Source organism: Kitasatospora sp. NPDC002965 (assembly GCF_040611255.1).
In the GTDB taxonomy this organism is placed as follows: domain Bacteria; phylum Actinomycetota; class Actinomycetes; order Streptomycetales; family Streptomycetaceae; genus Kitasatospora.
The window spans coordinates 1-14626 of sequence record NZ_JBEXNT010000126.1; the positions used below are offsets into that span (position 1 = coordinate 1).

The window sequence follows — 14626 nt, forward strand, 5'->3', positions numbered from 1 at the left end:
GCCGCGGGTCTGGCCCCGCTCGCGCGGCCCGGGGCCGGCCGGCCCGCACCGGCGCCCGCCGCGGCCGACGAGCACGCCGCGGTCCTCGCGGCGCTGGACGAGCGGGCCCGGGCACTGACCGAGGGGCCGCCCGCGCTGCCGGTCCGGGCGGTCTACCGCAACCTGCTGCTCGGCCCGGTGGACCCGGCCGGTCGGTGCTCCGCCACCGCCGAGCTGGCGGTCACGGTGACCGGGTACGACGAGCAGCCGGTGGTGTACCCGCGCCGGCTGACGCTGGCCGGGAGTGCCGGGGACCGACGGGTGGAGCGGGAGGAGGGACTCGACGGCCCGCCCCCGCTCTGGGACCTCGGTGCCGTCCGGGCCGCCGCCGGTGAGCGCTGCCTGGTGCTCGGCCCGGCGGATCCGCCCGCGCTGGCCGCGCTGGCCGCCGCCGGCGACCGCGCCGTCCCGGCGGTCGAGGCGCTCTGGGGCAGCGACTGGGCGGGCCGGCTGCTGTTCCACCTGCCGGCCACCGAGGAGCAGTTCGCCCGGCTGGTGGCGGGCGGCTCGCCCGGCTGGTCCGGGATGGCGGCGGTCACCGTCGCGGCCCCCGGGGCGCCGCGGCACGCCCCGGCCGACCGGATCGTGGTCAACCCCGGGGCGTACGGGCGGCTGAGCGACTTCGGCCGGCAGGTGGTGACCACGCACGAGGCGGTGCACGTGGCCACCCGCGCCGACACCCGGGCCTGGACGCCGCTCTGGCTCTCCGAGGGGGTCGCCGACTGGACCGGGTACCGCGACTCAGGCCGCCCGGCCCGGCGGATAGCCCCCGAGCTGGCCCGGGACGTCGCCGCCGGGAGGGTGCCCGTCGCGCTGCCCGGGGACGGGGACTTCACGGCCGGCGCCGGCGGCATCGCCCAGGCCTACGAGCAGGCCTGGCTGGCCTGTGACCTGATCGCGCGCCGGTACGGGCCGCAGCGGTTGGTGGCGCTCTACCGGGCGGTCGGCGAGGCCGGCCCGGGGGCCGACCGGGAGGCGTGGCTGGACGGGCTCCTCCGCGACGGGCTGGGCCTCGGGCTGGCCGAGTTCACCCGGCTCTGGCTCACCGAGGTACGGGGCCTGGCGGGGTAGTCACGGGCCGCCCGGTGACAGCTGGCCGGAGCCGCCGGCCGTCCGCCCCGGTCAGCGTTCGCTGCGGGCGGTGGGCCGGTCGATGCCGTCCAGCAGGTCCTGCTCGTACGCGATGCCCGGACGGACCGAGTAGGCGGAGGCGGCGGCCGGGACCTGCTCCGGGCGGGGCAGCACCACGGTGGCCGGGAGCCGCTCGGCGCGCCGGGTGGAGCGCCAGAGCCGGACGCAGGAGACCCAGGTGGCGGCCAGCAGCAGCAGGTTGCGCAGGGTCAGCACGGCGATCGCGGTCGGCTTGCTGTCGACCACGTCGCCGAAGATCAGCGGGAACTCCACCAGGGTCAGCGGCGTCGCGGCCAGGACGAGCAGGGCGACCGGCCGCTGGCTGGTGCCGCGCACCGTCAGGCAGACCGCGGCCGCGCCGACCAGCCAGACCAGGTACTGCGGGCTGATCACCCGGCTGGTGACGGTGAAGATCAGCAGGGCGGCCAGCGCCGCGTCGTACATGGTGGCCGCGTTCCGCCGGCGGGCGGTGAACCGCCACAGCAGCAGCCAGCCGAAGCCCAGGACCGAGCCGGCCAGCATGACCTTGGAGACCACCGGCACCCACGGTCCGAGCATCTCGACGGAGCCGTAGTTCATCAGCACCTTGCCGTCCCAGGCACCGGCGATCCGGGCGAAGTGGATCGGCAGCGCGCCGACCGACTCCACCTCGATGCCGCGGTCCTTCTGGAACGTCAGGAACCTGAACGCGCCGTTCATCCCGGCGGCCAGCAGGAAGCCGATCGCCGCGGTCGTGGCGGCGGCGGCCGTCCAGGAACGACGGGTCCGCCGGCCGGACGGGGTGCCGATCAGGCCGAACAGCGGCCAGATCTTGATGATCCCGCCGAGGCCCAGCAGGAGCCCGCCGACGGCCGGACGGCGGATCAGCGCGAGCAGGCCGGCCACCGCGATCGCGGTGACGATCACGTCGTAGCGGTTGTAGATCATCGGGCCGAGCAGCGGTACGCCCGCCACCCAGACCCAGGCGCCGGTCAGCGCCCGGCCCCTGCGCAGGCCGGTGCGGACCAGCAGGGCCATCGCGGCCGCGTCGGCGATCCCGCAGATCACCCAGAACGACACCAGGTACGACCAGGGCAGCAGCCCCGGCAGCATGATCACCAGGGCGGCGCCGGGCGGGTACTGCCAGGTGACGTCGTCGAGCGGGAAGGTGCCGGTCTGCAGGACGCCGTACCAGGCGTGGTAGATGATCCAGACGTCGGCGGTGATGTCCCCGCCGGGCATCCGCAGCACGCCGGTCACCAGGAGCAGCAGCAGCGCCCGGGAGGCCACCCAGCTCCCGCCGAGCGCGAGCAGCGCCCCGGCCCGCCCGGAGGGGCGCGCAGGGCCCTGGACGGGCCCCTGCCGGACCGCCAGCGCCGTGCCGGAGCCGGCGACGCCGATGGGTGAACCGGACTCGGTGGCCGGGGCCAACTCCACTGCGCTCCCTCGTTCGTCTCGGACGTCCCACCGGAGGCGCCGTGCGACGGACGCCCGGGCCGCCGGTGCCTGGCCGGCGCCGTCCGCCGGCCAGGCCGCACCGGCCGCCTAGGTTCTAGGACAGACCCGGGGATGGAACGGTTGCCGTGCGCGGTTCCGTTCCCGGCGGGTCATGGTGTTGACCTATCGTACGGATCACCCAGCGGTACACCGAGCACCCCCCGACCGAGCGAGCCGTCGCCTGATGCACAAGACCTTGATCGTCACCAACGACTTCCCGCCCAGGCCCGGCGGCATCCAGGCCTTCGTCCACAACATGGCCGTCCGTCAGCCCGCAGGGAGCGTCGTCGTGTACGCCTCCAGCTGGCGCGACGGCGGCGAGGTGGCGCGGTTCGACGCCGAGCAGCCGTTCCCGGTGATCCGGGACCGGACGAAGGTGATGGTTCCCACACCCCGGGTCACCCGGCGGGCCGCCGAGATCCTCCGGGCCGAGCGGTGCGACTCGGTCTGGTTCGGCGCCGCCGCCCCGCTCGGCCTGATGGCCCCCGCGCTGCGCCGGGCCGGGGCCGGCCGGCTGCTCGGGATGACCCACGGCCACGAGGCCGCCTGGGCCCAACTGCCGGTCGCCCGGCAGCTGCTGCGCCGGATCGGCGAAGGCACCGACACCCTCACCTACCTCGGCGAGTACACCCGCTCCCGGATCGCCGACGCGGTCGGGCCGACGGCCGCCGCGCGGATGGTGCAGCTGCCGCCCGGCGTGGACGAGCGGACCTTCCACCCGGACTCCGGCGGCGCCGCGGTCCGTGAGCGGCTCGGCCTGGCGGGCCGTCCGGTGGTGGTCTGCGTCTCCCGGCTGGTGCCGCGCAAGGGCCAGGACACCCTGATCGAGGCGATGCCGCAGATCCTCGCCGACGTGCCGGACGCCGTCCTGCTGGTCGTCGGCGGGGGCCCGTACCGGGCGGAGCTGGAGAAGCTGGTGGACGCCCGGGGCGTGCGCCCCTCGGTGCGGTTCACCGGCTCGGTGCCCTGGGAGGAGCTGCCCGCCCACTACGGCGCCGGGGACGTCTTCGCCATGCCCTGCCGCACCCGCCGCGGCGGGCTGGACGTCGAGGGCCTCGGCATCGTCTACCTGGAGGCCTCGGCGACCGGGCTGCCGGTGGTGGCCGGGGACTCCGGAGGCGCGCCGGACGCGGTGCTGGAGGGCGAGACCGGCTACGTCGTACCGGGCGGCTCGCCCGCGGCGGCGGCCGAGCGGATCGTCCGGCTGCTGAAGGACGAGGAGCTGCGCCGGAGGATGGGCGAGGCCGGGCGGCGCTGGGTGGACCGCTCCTGGCGCTGGGACCTCCTGGCGGGGCGGCTGACCTCGCTGCTGGCCGGCTGACGCCGCCGGACGGCCCGCCCCGTCGTTCCGAGGGGCGGGCCGTACCGGTGACCGGGCCGGACGGGGGCGGGCGAGTCCTAGCGCTGGTAGATCGACTCGACGTCGGCCGCGAAGTCCTTCAGCACGACGTTCCGCTTGAGCTTGAGCGAGGGCGTCAGGTGGCCGCTCTCCTCGGAGAGGACGGTGTCCAGCAGGCGGAACTTCTTGACGGCCTCGGCGTGCGAGACGGCCGCGTTGCCGTCGTCGACCGCGGACTGCAGGGCGGCCAGCAGGTCCGCGTCCTCGCGCAGCTCGGCCACGGTGGCGGTGGCCGGCTTGCCGTTCAGCTCCTTCCACTTCGGGAAGAAGTCCTCGTCCACGGTGAGCAGGCAGGCGACGAACGGCTTGCGGTCGCCGACCACCATGACCTCGCCGACCAGTGCGTGCGCCCGGATGCGGTCCTCGATCACCGCCGGGGCGACGTTCTTGCCGCCCGCGGTGACGATGATCTCCTTCTTGCGGCCGGTGATGGTGAGGTAGCCCTCGTCGTCCAGCGAACCGAGGTCGCCGGTCGAGATCCAGCCGTCCTTCAGGGTGTCGGCGGTCGCCTGCGGGTTGTTCCAGTAGCCGGTGAACACCTGCGGACCCTTGAACAGCACCTCGCCGTCCTCGGCGATCCGTACGGCGGAGCCGGGCAGCGGCTGGCCGACCGTGCCGATCTTCGGCTTGTCCCACGGGTTGAAGGCGGTGGCCGCGCAGGTCTCGGTCAGGCCGTAGCCCTCCAGCACGGTGAAGCCGATGCCCCGGTAGAAGTGGCCGAGCCGCTCGCCGAGCGGGGCGCCGCCGGAGATCGCGTGGGTCGCACGGCCGCCGAGCGCGGCCCGCAGCTTGCTGTAGACCAGCTTGTCGAAGACCGCGTGCTTCAGCTTGAGCAGCAGCCCGGCGCCGCCGGCGTCCAGCGCCCGGCTGTACGCGATCGCGGTGTCGGCGGCCTTGTCGAAGATCTTGCCCTTGCCGTCGGCCTGGGCCTTGGCGCGCGCCGTGTTGTACACCTTCTCGAAGACCCGCGGCACACCCAGGATCAGGGTCGGGCGGAAGGACGCCAGCTCCGCCGTGACGTCCTTGATGTCGGAGACGTGGCCGAGCTTGATCGGGGCCATCGCCGGGGCGATCTCGGCGATCCGGGCGAGTACGTGCGCGAGCGGCAGGAAGAGCAGGACGGAACTCTCGCCGGTGCGGAACAGCGGGGCGAGGCGCTCCACCACGTTGCCGCACTCGGCCAGGAAGTTCGCGTGGGTCAGCTGACAGCCCTTCGGGCGGCCGGTGGTGCCCGAGGTGTAGACGATGGTGGCGACCGAGTCGGCGGTGGCCACCGAGCGCCGCTCGGTGACGGTCGCGTCGGTGACCCTGCGGCCGGCCTCGGCCAGCGCGGCCAGCGCGCCGTCCTCGATCTGCCAGGTGTGCGCCAGCTCCGGCAGCCGCTCGCGGACCGTCTCGACCACCGCGGCGTGCGCGGCGGTCTCGGTCAGGACGGCGACCGCCCCGGAGTCGCCGAGGATCCACTCGACCTGCTCGGCGGAGGAGGTCTCGTACACCGGCACGGTGATCGCGCCGGCCGTCCAGATCGCGAAGTCCAGCAGGGTCCACTCGTACCGGGTGCGGGACATGATGCCCACCCGGTCGCCCGGCCGGATGCCGGTGGCGATCAGGCCCTTCGCGGCGGCGTGCACCTCGACCAGGAACTGGGCGGCGGTCAACTCCTGCCACCGGCCGTCCACCTTGCGGCTGAGCACCACGACCTCGGGGTGCCGCTCGGCGTTCTGGTGCACGAGGTCGGAGAGGTTACCGCCGCTCGGTACCTGGTAGAGGGCCGGAAGGCTGAAGTCGAGCAAGACTGCTCCTCGTTCGCGACGCTGCGGGACGGCAGGACGTTACTGCCCGGTAGGCGGCTTCGACCAGGGGGGTCGGCCCCGGTGTTCGAAGTGTCACACCTTGACCCGTCCGACCAGGTCGGGACCCGGTCGTTCGAATGGCACCCTACGACAGCCCCGGGGTGACCGGCCGGTAGCCACCGGCCCGGCCCAGGAGGGCGACCCCGCCCGCCCTCCGCGGGGCGGGCCGGGCGGCGGACCGCGGGCGGCGGAGATCGCCGGTCGCGATAGCCTGCTCCGGGCGCACCCGACCGAGCAGGCTCGGCCGGGACGGCAGCAAGGGACGACGCGGAGGGCCATTCCATGGCGGAGCACACCAGGTCGAGCATCACCATCGACGCGACCCCGGCGGCGGTCATGGCCGTGATCGCCGACTTCGCCGCCTACCCGGCCTGGACCGGTGAGGTCAAGGAGATCGAGGTGCTGGAGACCGCCGAGAACGGCCGCGCCGCACAGGTCAGGCTGCTGCTCGACGCCGGCGCGATCCGTGACGAGCACGTCCTCGCCTACAACTGGGACGGCGACCGCGAGGTCGGCTGGACGCTGGTGCGCAGCCAGATGCTCCGCTCGCTGGACGGCTCCTACACCCTGGCCCCGCTCGGTACCGACCGCACCGAGGTCACCTACCAGCTCGCCGTGGACGTCAAGATCCCGATGCTCGGCATGATCAAGCGCAAGGCCGAGAAGGTCATCATCGACCGTGCCCTGGCCGGCCTGAAGAAGCGGGTCGAGGACACCGGCACCACCGGCACCACCAGCACCGTCGAGGGCTGACGGCGGGCGAACGGGGGCAGTACGGCATGACGGCGACACGCACCATCCTGGTCAGCGGCGACACGGCGGCACCGACGGTGGCCGCCGCCACCGCCCTGCACGCCGCCCGGCAGGGCCGGCGCACCCTGCTGCTGGCCGCCGACGACCCGCACCGGACCCTGGACGCCGTCCTCGGTACCCGGCTGGAGTCCGCGCCCGAGCCCTACGCGCCCGGCCTCACCGTCGCCCGGATCGACGAGCAGGCCGCCTTCCGGCGCGCCCTCGACGTGGTCGGCGGCCGGCTCAAGCCCGCGCTCGACCTGCTCGGCGCCGATCCGCTCGACCCCGAGGAGCTCACCGCCCTCCCCGGCACCGCGCGGCTCGCGCTGCTGCGCGCCCTGCCGGCCGCCGACGCGGACGTGCTGGTCGTGCTCGCCCCGCCGCCCGCCGACCTGATCGCCACCCTGGCCCTGCCCGAGCAGCTGGAGCGCTACCTGGCCCGGCTCGCGCCCGAGCAGCGGCAGGCCGCCCGGGCCCTGCGCCCGCTGCTGGCCGGCCTCGCCGGCGTGCCGATGCCCGCCGACTGGCTATACGAGGCCCGCGGCAAGGCGGCCGGCGCGCTCGCCGAGGCGCGCGCCGCGATCTCCGCGCCCGGCACCACCGTCCGGCTGGTCACCGCCGCCGACGCCCACCCCTTCGCCGGGCTGCGCCGGATCAGGGCCGGGCTGGCCCTGTACGGCCACCGGCCGGACGCCGTCGTGGTGCACGGTGCGCTGCCGGACGGCGCCGTCGACTCGCCCGACCCGTGGCTGGCCGCGCTGGCCGGCCGCCGCCGGGAGGAGCTGGCCGAACTGGCCGCCGCCTCGGACGGCGTTCCGGTGCTGACCACGGGGTTCGCCGAGGCCACCCTGGAGGCCGTCGCCGACCGCCTCTACGGGGCCGGCCCCGGTCCGGAGCCGCGCCCGGCCGAGCCCTGGACCGTCGAGGACCGGCTGGCCGCCGAGGGGCTGCTGGTCTGGCACCTCGCCCTGCCCGGCTCCGAACGTGCGGACCTCGACCTGGTCCGGCGCGGCGATGAACTGGTGGTCGGACTCGGCGCCCACCGACGGGTGCTCACCCTGCCGTCGGCGCTGCGCCGTTGCACCGTCGCCGGCGCGGGTCTGCACGACGGGGCGCTCACCGTCCGCTTCGCGCCGGATCCGGCGCTCTGGCCCCGGAGCTGAGGCCGGTCGGGGCGTTCCCGGTGGTCCGGTAGCGTCGGGACCGGTGGCCGTGGACGCGGCCACCACAGCTGAGGAGGCGCCCGCGATGACCACCACCGACCGGACCGAGCCCACCACCGAGCAGGACGGCCCAGGCGGGGACGGCCCGCAGGCGCACCCGTTCGGGCCGGAGCTGGGCCCGCTGGTGGACGAGGTCCGCCGGTTCGCCGCCGCCGTCGGGGGGAAGGCGCAGGAGGCGAGCGCCGAGACCCTGATCTCGCTCGCCGGGATGGCCGACCGCCTGCGCGAGAAGCAGCCCGAGGTGTACGGCCACCTCGCCGCCGCGGGCACCGGACTGGCCGCAGCCGGGACCGAGCTGCTCGCCGCCTACCGGGCCGCGGTGGCCGGCCACGAGCACCGCTGGACCGCGGGGGAGCCGGCCCGCAGCGAGCGGGTCGACCTCGACGCTCCCGGCTCGGCCGAGGCTCCCGGTACCTCCGACACTCCCGGTACCTCCGACGCTCCCGACGCGCCCGGGCAGCCGGACGTGCCCGGACGGCCCGGCGCACCCGAGTAGCCCGGCGCGCCCGACGGTCCGCGGCCTCCCGCCCACCCTCCGTCGCCTCGCGGGCGCTCCGGCCGCCCCGGTCGGGCCCGCCACGCCTGAGGGGCCGTCCGACAAGCAGTGAACCCCTGGTGCCGCCCTGGTCATCCGATGGCTTCGGCCTGTGACGCCACCGGAGAAAATGTACGACTTTTGAAGGGGATCGGGCGCGTCCTGGTCGGATTGTCTTCGGTTAATGTATGCGACGGTGTGTACGGGGGCAGGGTTGGGCGGTAGCGTTCCGTCCAGCGGGATCGAGTGAATAGCTGAGGGACACATGGCTCTGACCATCGGCGTCGACGTCGGCGGGACCAAGATCGCGGCAGGCGTGGTCGACGAGGCCGGCGAGATCCTGGCCCGGACCAGGGTGCCGACCCCGGCCGACCCGCAGTGGGCGGTCGACGCCATCGCGCAGGCCGTGCGCGAGCTCAAGGAGCAGTACCCCGACGTGGCCGCGGCCGGCATCGGCGCCCCCGGCTTCGTGGACCGCGACCGCTCCACGGTGATCTTCGCCCCCAACATCGACTGGGAGGACGAACCGCTGCGCGGCCGGATCGAGGAGCTCACCGGCCTGCCCGCGGTCGTCGAGAACGACGCGAACTGCGCCGCCTGGGCCGAGTACCGCTACGGCGCGGCCGCCGGGCACTCCGACATGGTGCTGATCACCGTCGGCACCGGCATCGGCGGCGGCCTCGTCCTGGACGGCCGGCTGCACCGCGGCCGGTTCGGCGTGGCCGGCGAGATCGGCCACCTCAACATGGTCCCGGACGGCCTGCCCTGCGGCTGCGGCGGCAAGGGCTGCTGGGAGCAGTACGGATCGGGCCGGGCGCTGCGCCGGTACGGCCGGGAGAAGTCGGCCGCCGACCCGCTCCGCGGCAAGCGGATGCTGGAGCTCAACGACGGCGTCGCCGAGACCATCCGCGGCATCCACATCACCCAGGCCGCCGAGGAGGGCGACCCGCTCGCCCTGGAGTGCTACGCCGAGCTGGCCGACTGGCTGGGCCGGGGGATGGCCGACCTCGCCGCGCTCTTCGACCCGGGCGTCTTCGTGCTCGGCGGCGGCGTCTCCGACTCCGGCCGGCTGCTGCTCGACCCGGTCGCCAAGGCCTTCGAGCAGTACCTGACCGGTGGCGTGCACCGCCCCCGCGCCGAGGTGGTGCTCTCGTCGACGGGCTCGGCGGCCGGCATCGCCGGCGCGGCCGACCTGGCCCGCACGATCTGACCCCTCGCTCCTCCGCGCACGGCGGCGGCCCGCCCGGGCCGCCGCCGTCGTGTTTCCGGCCCCCGGGGCCGCGTCCTGCCGTACGGTCGTCCCCGAGGACGCCCCAGGGGAGGACCGCCATGACCACCGGACCGGCCGAACTGCCGCCGCCCGGGCCGCGCCGGCTGCGGCTGCTCAGCTACAACGTCCGCTCGCTGCGGGACGACCGGAACGCCCTGGTCCGGGTGATCCGGGCCTGCGCGCCGGACGTCGTCTGCGTCCAGGAGTCGCCCCGCTACTGGCGGCCCGAGGGGCAGGCCGCGTGGCTGGCCCGGCGGACCGGGACGGTGATCCTCTCCGGCGGCGGCCGGATCGCCGCCGGCCCGCTGCTGCTCGGCCGGCCCGGCGTCGAGGTGCTGGCCGTGCACGACCGGCTGCTGCCGAAGACCCGCGGGCTGCACGCGCGCGGCTTCGCCACCGCGCTGCTCCGCACCCCCGGTGCGGCGCCGTTCACCGTCACCACCTGCCACCTGAGCCTGGACGCGGACGAGCGGTTCCGGCAGTTCGGGCTGCTGCCCGAACAGCTGCGGTACGCCGGATCCGGCGTCGTGGCGGGCGACTTCAACGAGCACCCGGACGGGCCGGGCTGGCGGATGCTGGCCGGGCGGCTGCAGGACGGGTACGCGGTCGCGCCGTGGGGCGGCGAGATGACGTCCGTCCCCGACAACCCCTACCAGCGGCTCGACGCCGTGTTCGCCACCCCGGGCGTGCGGGTGCTCGCCTGCGGGGTCCCGCACGGGCTGCCCGGCGTCACCGGGGCCGACCTGCGGGCCGCGACCGACCACCTGCCGGTACTCGCCGTCCTGGAGCTGCCGGCGGGCTGACGCGCGGCGGCACCCGGCCAGCGCCGGCCAGCGCCGGCCAGCGCCGGTCGGCGCCCGCCGGGGTCGGCCCGCGTCGGGCCGGTACCCGGCCGGATCAGACGACGGCGCCGCCGTGCGGGTCCTCGGGCTCGTCCTCGTCGTGCTCCTTCATCCGGACCACCAGCGTCGCGAAGCCGCCCAGGAAGGCGGCCACCCCGAGCCAGGCCGGCCAGCCGGAGACCTCGCGCCAGACCACCGCGTCGAAGAGCAGCAGGGCCGGGCCGCCGAGTACGGCGAGCCAGGCGAACTTGGCGGTGGTGTCGGCGGTCGGCAGCGGCGGGGGCTCCGGCGGGACGAAGTGGTCCTCCTCGGTCCCCTCGGTCAGCTCGAAGTCGCGCGGGCCCGACCCGGCGGCCGGCATCACCGGCCGGTTGGAGCGGGGACGCGGCTGGGGCGCCAGGTCGGCGAGGTCGCCCGGCTCGGCGGGGCCGCCGCCGTCCTTGAAGCCGCCCTTGAGCTCGCCCCGCGCCCGGAGGTTCTCGATCTCCGGCCAGTTCGGGTTGTTGAGGTCGACCGGGTCGTCGAACTGGGCGACCAGCGCGGCGAAGATCTCGTCCTGCTCGGCCTGGCTGCGTTCGGGCGCGCGCCGCACCCGGGGCGGCTCGGCGGCCCCGGCGTCCTGCGCGTCCGCGGTGCCCCCCTGCGTACGGGTACCGGCCTCGTCGCCGCCCGCCTGCCCGCCGTCCGGCTGCTCGCCGCCGGCCTTCCCGCTGCCGGCCTTCCCGCCGTCTGTCTTCCCGCCGCCGGCCGGCTCGCCGCCCGGCCGCGCGCCGTCGGTGGCCGCGCCGTCCTCGCGGGGTGACTCGTCCCCGCCGCCCGCCGTGCTGCTCTCGTGCACTTCCGGCCCTTCAGCCTTGGTGATCGTCGGATTCCACCCGGGTGACGCCCGCCGCTTGCGCGGGAGCCAGCCGTCGGATGAAGTCCAGGCTGGCCGCGAATATTTCCGCCGCGTCGTGGTCCAGCGTCGCGACGTGGTAGCTGCGCTGGCACAGCCGCTCCGCCACGTCGGTCGAGGATATCCGGGCCAGCACCAGTTCGGAGTTGGCCGCCGAGACCACGTGGTCCTGCGGGCTGTGGAAGAGCAGGACCGGCTGGGTCACCTGTGGCAGCCGGTGCTGGACGTCCTTCCAGAGCAGGCTCAGCGACCAGGCGGCGTGCAGCGGCGTCCGGTCGTAGGCCAGCTCGGCCGCCCCGGCGCGGGCGATGTCGTCGGCCACCCCGGGCAGGCTCGGGACCAGGTGCCGCAGCACCGGCAGAAGCACACTCGCGGGGTTGTCCGACCGCACCGACGGGTTGACCAGGACCAGGCCGGAGATCACCGACCCGTGCACCGCGGCCAGCCGCAGCGCCAGCCCGCCGCCCATCGAGAGCCCGCACACGAAGACCTGCTCGCACTCCGCGGCGAGTGTCAGCAGCTCGCGCTCGACCTCGGCGTACCAGTCCTCCCACCGCGTCTGCTGCATGTCCTCCCAACGGGTGCCGTGCCCCGGCAGCAGCGGCAGCGCGACGGTGTGCCCGGCCGCGGCCAGCTCCTCCGCCCAGGGGCGGAGCGACTGGGGCGTGCCGGTGAACCCGTGACAGAGCAGGACGCCCACCGGTCCGCCCGGGTGGCGGTACGGTTCGGCGCCGGGCAGCAGCGGCATGGCGGGCTCCTTCGCGGGCGGGGACGCTGGAGAGGTGACGCCGGCCCGTGCCGGTGCGCGCTGGTCGGTGCACCGGTACGGGAGGCTGCGGAAACCGCATCGTCCCACGGGCCCGCCCGCGCCGTACACCCCCGCCTGACACCCCGCCGGACACCCCGGCGGGGCGGGGCGGGGCACGGGCGGGCACCGAAGGGCATTAGGATCGACCGGTCCGCAATACAGGAGGCCCGGGTTGTTCTACCGACTGATGAAGATGATCGTCGCGCCACTGCTACGGATCTTCTTCCGGCCGTGGATCGAGGGTGAGGAGAACATCCCCACCGAGGGTGCCGCGATCATCGCGAGCAACCACCTCTCCTTCTCGGACTCCTTCTTCTTCCCCGCGCTGATCAAGCGTCGGGTGACCTTCATCGCGAAGGCCGAGTACTTCACCACCCCGGGCCTCAAGGGCCGGCTGACCGCGGCGTTCTTCAAGGGCGTCGGCCAGCTCCCGGTGGACCGCTCGGGCGTGCGCGGCGCCGGCGAGGCGGCGATCCGCTCCGCGATCGCGGTGCTGGACCGCGGCGAGCTGTTCGGCGTCTACCCGGAGGGCACCCGCTCGCCCGACGGCAAGCTGTACCGCGGCAAGGTCGGCGGTCTGGCCCGCGTCGCGCTGGCCACCGGTGCGCCGGTCATCCCGGTCGCGATGATCGACACCGAGAAGGTGCAGCCGCCCGGCCAGGTGGTCCCGAACTTCGGTATCCGCCCGGGCATCAGGATCGGCCGCCCGCTGGACTTCTCCCGCTACCACGGCATGGAGAACGACCGGTTCATCCTCCGTTCGGTGACGGACGAGGTGATGTACGAGATCATGCGACTCTCCGGCCAGGAGTACGTGGACGTCTACGCGACCGCCGCCAAGCGGCAGATCGCCGACGACAAGAAGCGTGCGGACGCCGAGCGCAAGGCGGTCCAGAAGGCCGAACAGGCCGCCGCCAAGGCCGAGAAGGCCGAGACGGAGAAGGCCGAGACGGAGAAGAGCGAGCAGGCGGAGGCCGACAAGGCCGCCGGACAGGCGCAGGACCAGCAGCAGAAGGAGACCGGGCCGGCCTGAGCAGGGCACCGGCCGGGCGTCGGGGGAGGACAGCGGGGATGGCGGACGACGGCAGAACCGGGGCGGTCGGCGGGGCCGTGGCGGCCGGCGGCATGTCCGTCGAACACCCGCTCTGGCGGGCGATCTCCTTCTTCCGGGTGCTGGCACTCGCCTACGCCCTGATCCGGTACTTCAACTCCTACCTGGAGTTCCTGCACCCCGTCGCCGGCTGGATCTACCTCGGGGCGCTGACCCTCTGGACGCTGGCCTCCACCCGCGCCTTCTCCGGCCCGCTGCGCTGCACCTGGTACGTGCTCGGCACCGACCTGACGCTCGCCGTCACCGGCATCGTGATGAGCGGGCTGACCGACGCGCCGTCCCGGATCAGCCACGGTGCGCCCACCCTGCCGACCATCTGGGCGGCCGGCACGGTGCTCGGCTTCGCCGGCCGCGGCGGCTGGCGTTGGGCGGCGGCGGCCGGTTCGGTGATCGGGGTGGCCAACATCCTCGGCCACGGGGGCCCGACCGGGGACAACATCCACAACATCGTGCTGCTCATGGTGGCCGGCTGCGCGATCGGCTACGTCATCGAACTGGCCCGGGCCAGCGAGGCGACCCTCACCCGGGCGCTCCAGGTCGAGGCGGCCACCCGGGAGCGCGAGCGGCTCTCCCGGGACATCCACGACGGGGTGCTCCAGGTGCTCGCCCTCGTCCAGCGCCGGGGCGCAGAACAGCCCGGCGGGGGAGCCGATTTCACCGAGCTCGGCCGGCTGGCGGGGGAGCAGGAACGCGCCCTGCGCACGCTGATGAGCGGCGGTCCGCTGCCCGCCCAGCGCGAGCCGGCGCAGCCGCAGGACCTGCGCGACCTGCTCACCCCCTACGCGGGCGAGCGGGTGACCCTCTCGGCGCCCGGCACACCGGTGCTGCTGCCCGCCGCTGCCGCCGGCGAGCTGGCCGCCGCCGTCGGGGCCGCGGTGGACAACGTCCGCCGGCACGCGGGGCCCGGGGCCGGCGCCTGGATCCTGGTCGAGGACGAGCCGGAGGCCGTCACGGTGTCGATCCGCGACGACGGCCCGGGCTTCGCGCCCGGTCGGCTCGGCGAGGCGGAGCGGGCCGGGCGGCTCGGCGTCTCCCAGTCGATCCGTGGCCGGCTGCTGGACCTCGGTGGCACGGCCGAGCTGTACTCGTCGCCGGGGGAGGGCGTCGAGGTCGAGCTCCGTGTCCCGCGCAGCGGTGTGCGGGACGTTCCGCACGGCGTCCGGTGAGAGCGCCGCGCGCCCGGTCCCGGGGTGGCTCCCGCGGCTTCCGGAAGACCTTCCGCCCGTCCGTGCAACCTGCCCTGAGAGGGTGC

Annotated in this window: 13 protein-coding genes; 9 read left to right on the plus strand and 4 right to left on the minus strand. The window is 75.1% G+C overall.

The window, feature by feature from the left end; genetic code table 11:
* A partial coding sequence (locus tag ABZY91_RS33465) for a hypothetical protein (RefSeq protein WP_355406917.1) occupies positions 1-1110 on the plus strand: 1110 nt, incomplete at its 5' end.
* A gap of 51 nt (positions 1111-1161) precedes the next feature.
* Here ABZY91_RS33465 and ABZY91_RS33470 read toward each other — a convergent pair.
* On the minus strand, positions 1162-2586 hold the full coding sequence (locus tag ABZY91_RS33470; protein WP_329952008.1) for a glycosyltransferase family 87 protein: 1425 nt from the start codon (positions 2584-2586) through the stop codon (positions 1162-1164).
* Positions 2587-2830: 244 nt separating this feature from the next.
* On the opposite strand from ABZY91_RS33470, the gene ABZY91_RS33475 reads away from it, so the two are divergent.
* Complete coding sequence (locus tag ABZY91_RS33475; protein ID WP_355406919.1) at positions 2831-3967, plus strand: glycosyltransferase family 4 protein; 1137 nt, start codon at positions 2831-2833, stop codon at positions 3965-3967.
* 77 nt (positions 3968-4044) lie between these two features.
* Here ABZY91_RS33475 and ABZY91_RS33480 read toward each other — a convergent pair whose 3' ends face one another.
* On the minus strand, positions 4045-5838 hold the full coding sequence (locus ABZY91_RS33480; RefSeq protein ID WP_355406921.1) for an AMP-dependent synthetase/ligase: 1794 nt from the start codon (positions 5836-5838) through the stop codon (positions 4045-4047).
* Positions 5839-6180: 342 nt separating this feature from the next.
* Here ABZY91_RS33480 and ABZY91_RS33485 point away from each other — a divergent pair, with 342 nt between their 5' ends.
* The 5 genes from ABZY91_RS33485 to ABZY91_RS33505 all read left to right on the plus strand — a co-directional run bounded on the left by ABZY91_RS33485 (position 6181) and on the right by ABZY91_RS33505 (position 10521).
* The gene (locus tag ABZY91_RS33485) at positions 6181-6651 is read left to right on the plus strand and encodes an SRPBCC family protein (protein WP_329952011.1); all 471 of its coding nucleotides are present in this window, start codon (positions 6181-6183) and stop codon (positions 6649-6651) included.
* Between the two features lie 26 nt (positions 6652-6677).
* Positions 6678-7853 carry an ArsA-related P-loop ATPase gene (locus ABZY91_RS33490; protein ID WP_355406923.1) on the plus strand — a complete coding sequence of 392 codons (1176 nt, stop codon included), beginning with the start codon at positions 6678-6680 and terminating at the stop codon, positions 7851-7853.
* An 85-nt stretch (positions 7854-7938) separates the two neighbouring features.
* The gene (locus ABZY91_RS33495; protein ID WP_355406925.1) at positions 7939-8409 is read left to right on the plus strand and encodes a DUF5304 family protein; all 471 of its coding nucleotides are present in this window, start codon (positions 7939-7941) and stop codon (positions 8407-8409) included.
* 304 nt (positions 8410-8713) lie between these two features.
* Positions 8714-9658, plus strand: coding sequence for an ROK family glucokinase (locus tag ABZY91_RS33500; protein ID WP_329952014.1), 945 nt, complete (start codon positions 8714-8716; stop codon positions 9656-9658).
* A gap of 119 nt (positions 9659-9777) precedes the next feature.
* Entirely contained in the window at positions 9778-10521 is a 744-nt protein-coding gene (locus ABZY91_RS33505; protein ID WP_355406927.1) for an endonuclease/exonuclease/phosphatase family protein, read from the plus strand.
* 94 nt (positions 10522-10615) lie between these two features.
* On the opposite strand, the gene ABZY91_RS33510 is transcribed toward ABZY91_RS33505, so the two are convergent.
* Positions 10616-11398 (minus strand): hypothetical protein, encoded by a 783-nt coding sequence (locus ABZY91_RS33510; RefSeq protein WP_355406929.1) that lies wholly within the window; start codon positions 11396-11398, stop codon positions 10616-10618.
* Between the two features lie 10 nt (positions 11399-11408).
* Positions 11409-12203, minus strand: a complete 795-nt coding sequence (locus ABZY91_RS33515) for an alpha/beta fold hydrolase (protein WP_355406931.1) — start codon at positions 12201-12203, stop codon at positions 11409-11411.
* Positions 12204-12435: 232 nt separating this feature from the next.
* On the opposite strand from ABZY91_RS33515, the gene ABZY91_RS33520 reads away from it, so the two are divergent.
* Both ABZY91_RS33520 and ABZY91_RS33525 read left to right on the plus strand, forming a co-directional pair.
* Complete coding sequence (locus ABZY91_RS33520; protein WP_329952018.1) at positions 12436-13296, plus strand: lysophospholipid acyltransferase family protein; 861 nt, start codon at positions 12436-12438, stop codon at positions 13294-13296.
* Positions 13297-13334: 38 nt separating this feature from the next.
* The gene (locus tag ABZY91_RS33525) at positions 13335-14540 is read left to right on the plus strand and encodes a DUF5931 domain-containing protein (protein WP_355406933.1); all 1206 of its coding nucleotides are present in this window, start codon (positions 13335-13337) and stop codon (positions 14538-14540) included.
* Positions 14541-14626: the final 86 nt, after the last annotated feature.

What these genes read in the sequence shown, in the direction of transcription:
- ABZY91_RS33475 (WP_355406919.1), top strand. Translation starts at nt 2,831, where the DNA reads ATGCACAAGACCTTGATCGTCACCAACGACTTCCCGCCCAGGCCCGGC.
- ABZY91_RS33485 (WP_329952011.1), top strand. Translation starts at nt 6,181, where the DNA reads ATGGCGGAGCACACCAGGTCGAGCATCACCATCGACGCGACCCCGGCG.
- ABZY91_RS33490 (WP_355406923.1), top strand. Translation starts at nt 6,678, where the DNA reads ATGACGGCGACACGCACCATCCTGGTCAGCGGCGACACGGCGGCACCG.
- ABZY91_RS33495 (WP_355406925.1), top strand. Translation starts at nt 7,939, where the DNA reads ATGACCACCACCGACCGGACCGAGCCCACCACCGAGCAGGACGGCCCA.
- ABZY91_RS33500 (WP_329952014.1), top strand. Translation starts at nt 8,714, where the DNA reads ATGGCTCTGACCATCGGCGTCGACGTCGGCGGGACCAAGATCGCGGCA.
- ABZY91_RS33505 (WP_355406927.1), top strand. Translation starts at nt 9,778, where the DNA reads ATGACCACCGGACCGGCCGAACTGCCGCCGCCCGGGCCGCGCCGGCTG.
- ABZY91_RS33515 (WP_355406931.1), bottom strand. Translation starts at nt 12,203, where the DNA reads ATGCCGCTGCTGCCCGGCGCCGAACCGTACCGCCACCCGGGCGGACCG.
- ABZY91_RS33525 (WP_355406933.1), top strand. Translation starts at nt 13,335, where the DNA reads ATGGCGGACGACGGCAGAACCGGGGCGGTCGGCGGGGCCGTGGCGGCC.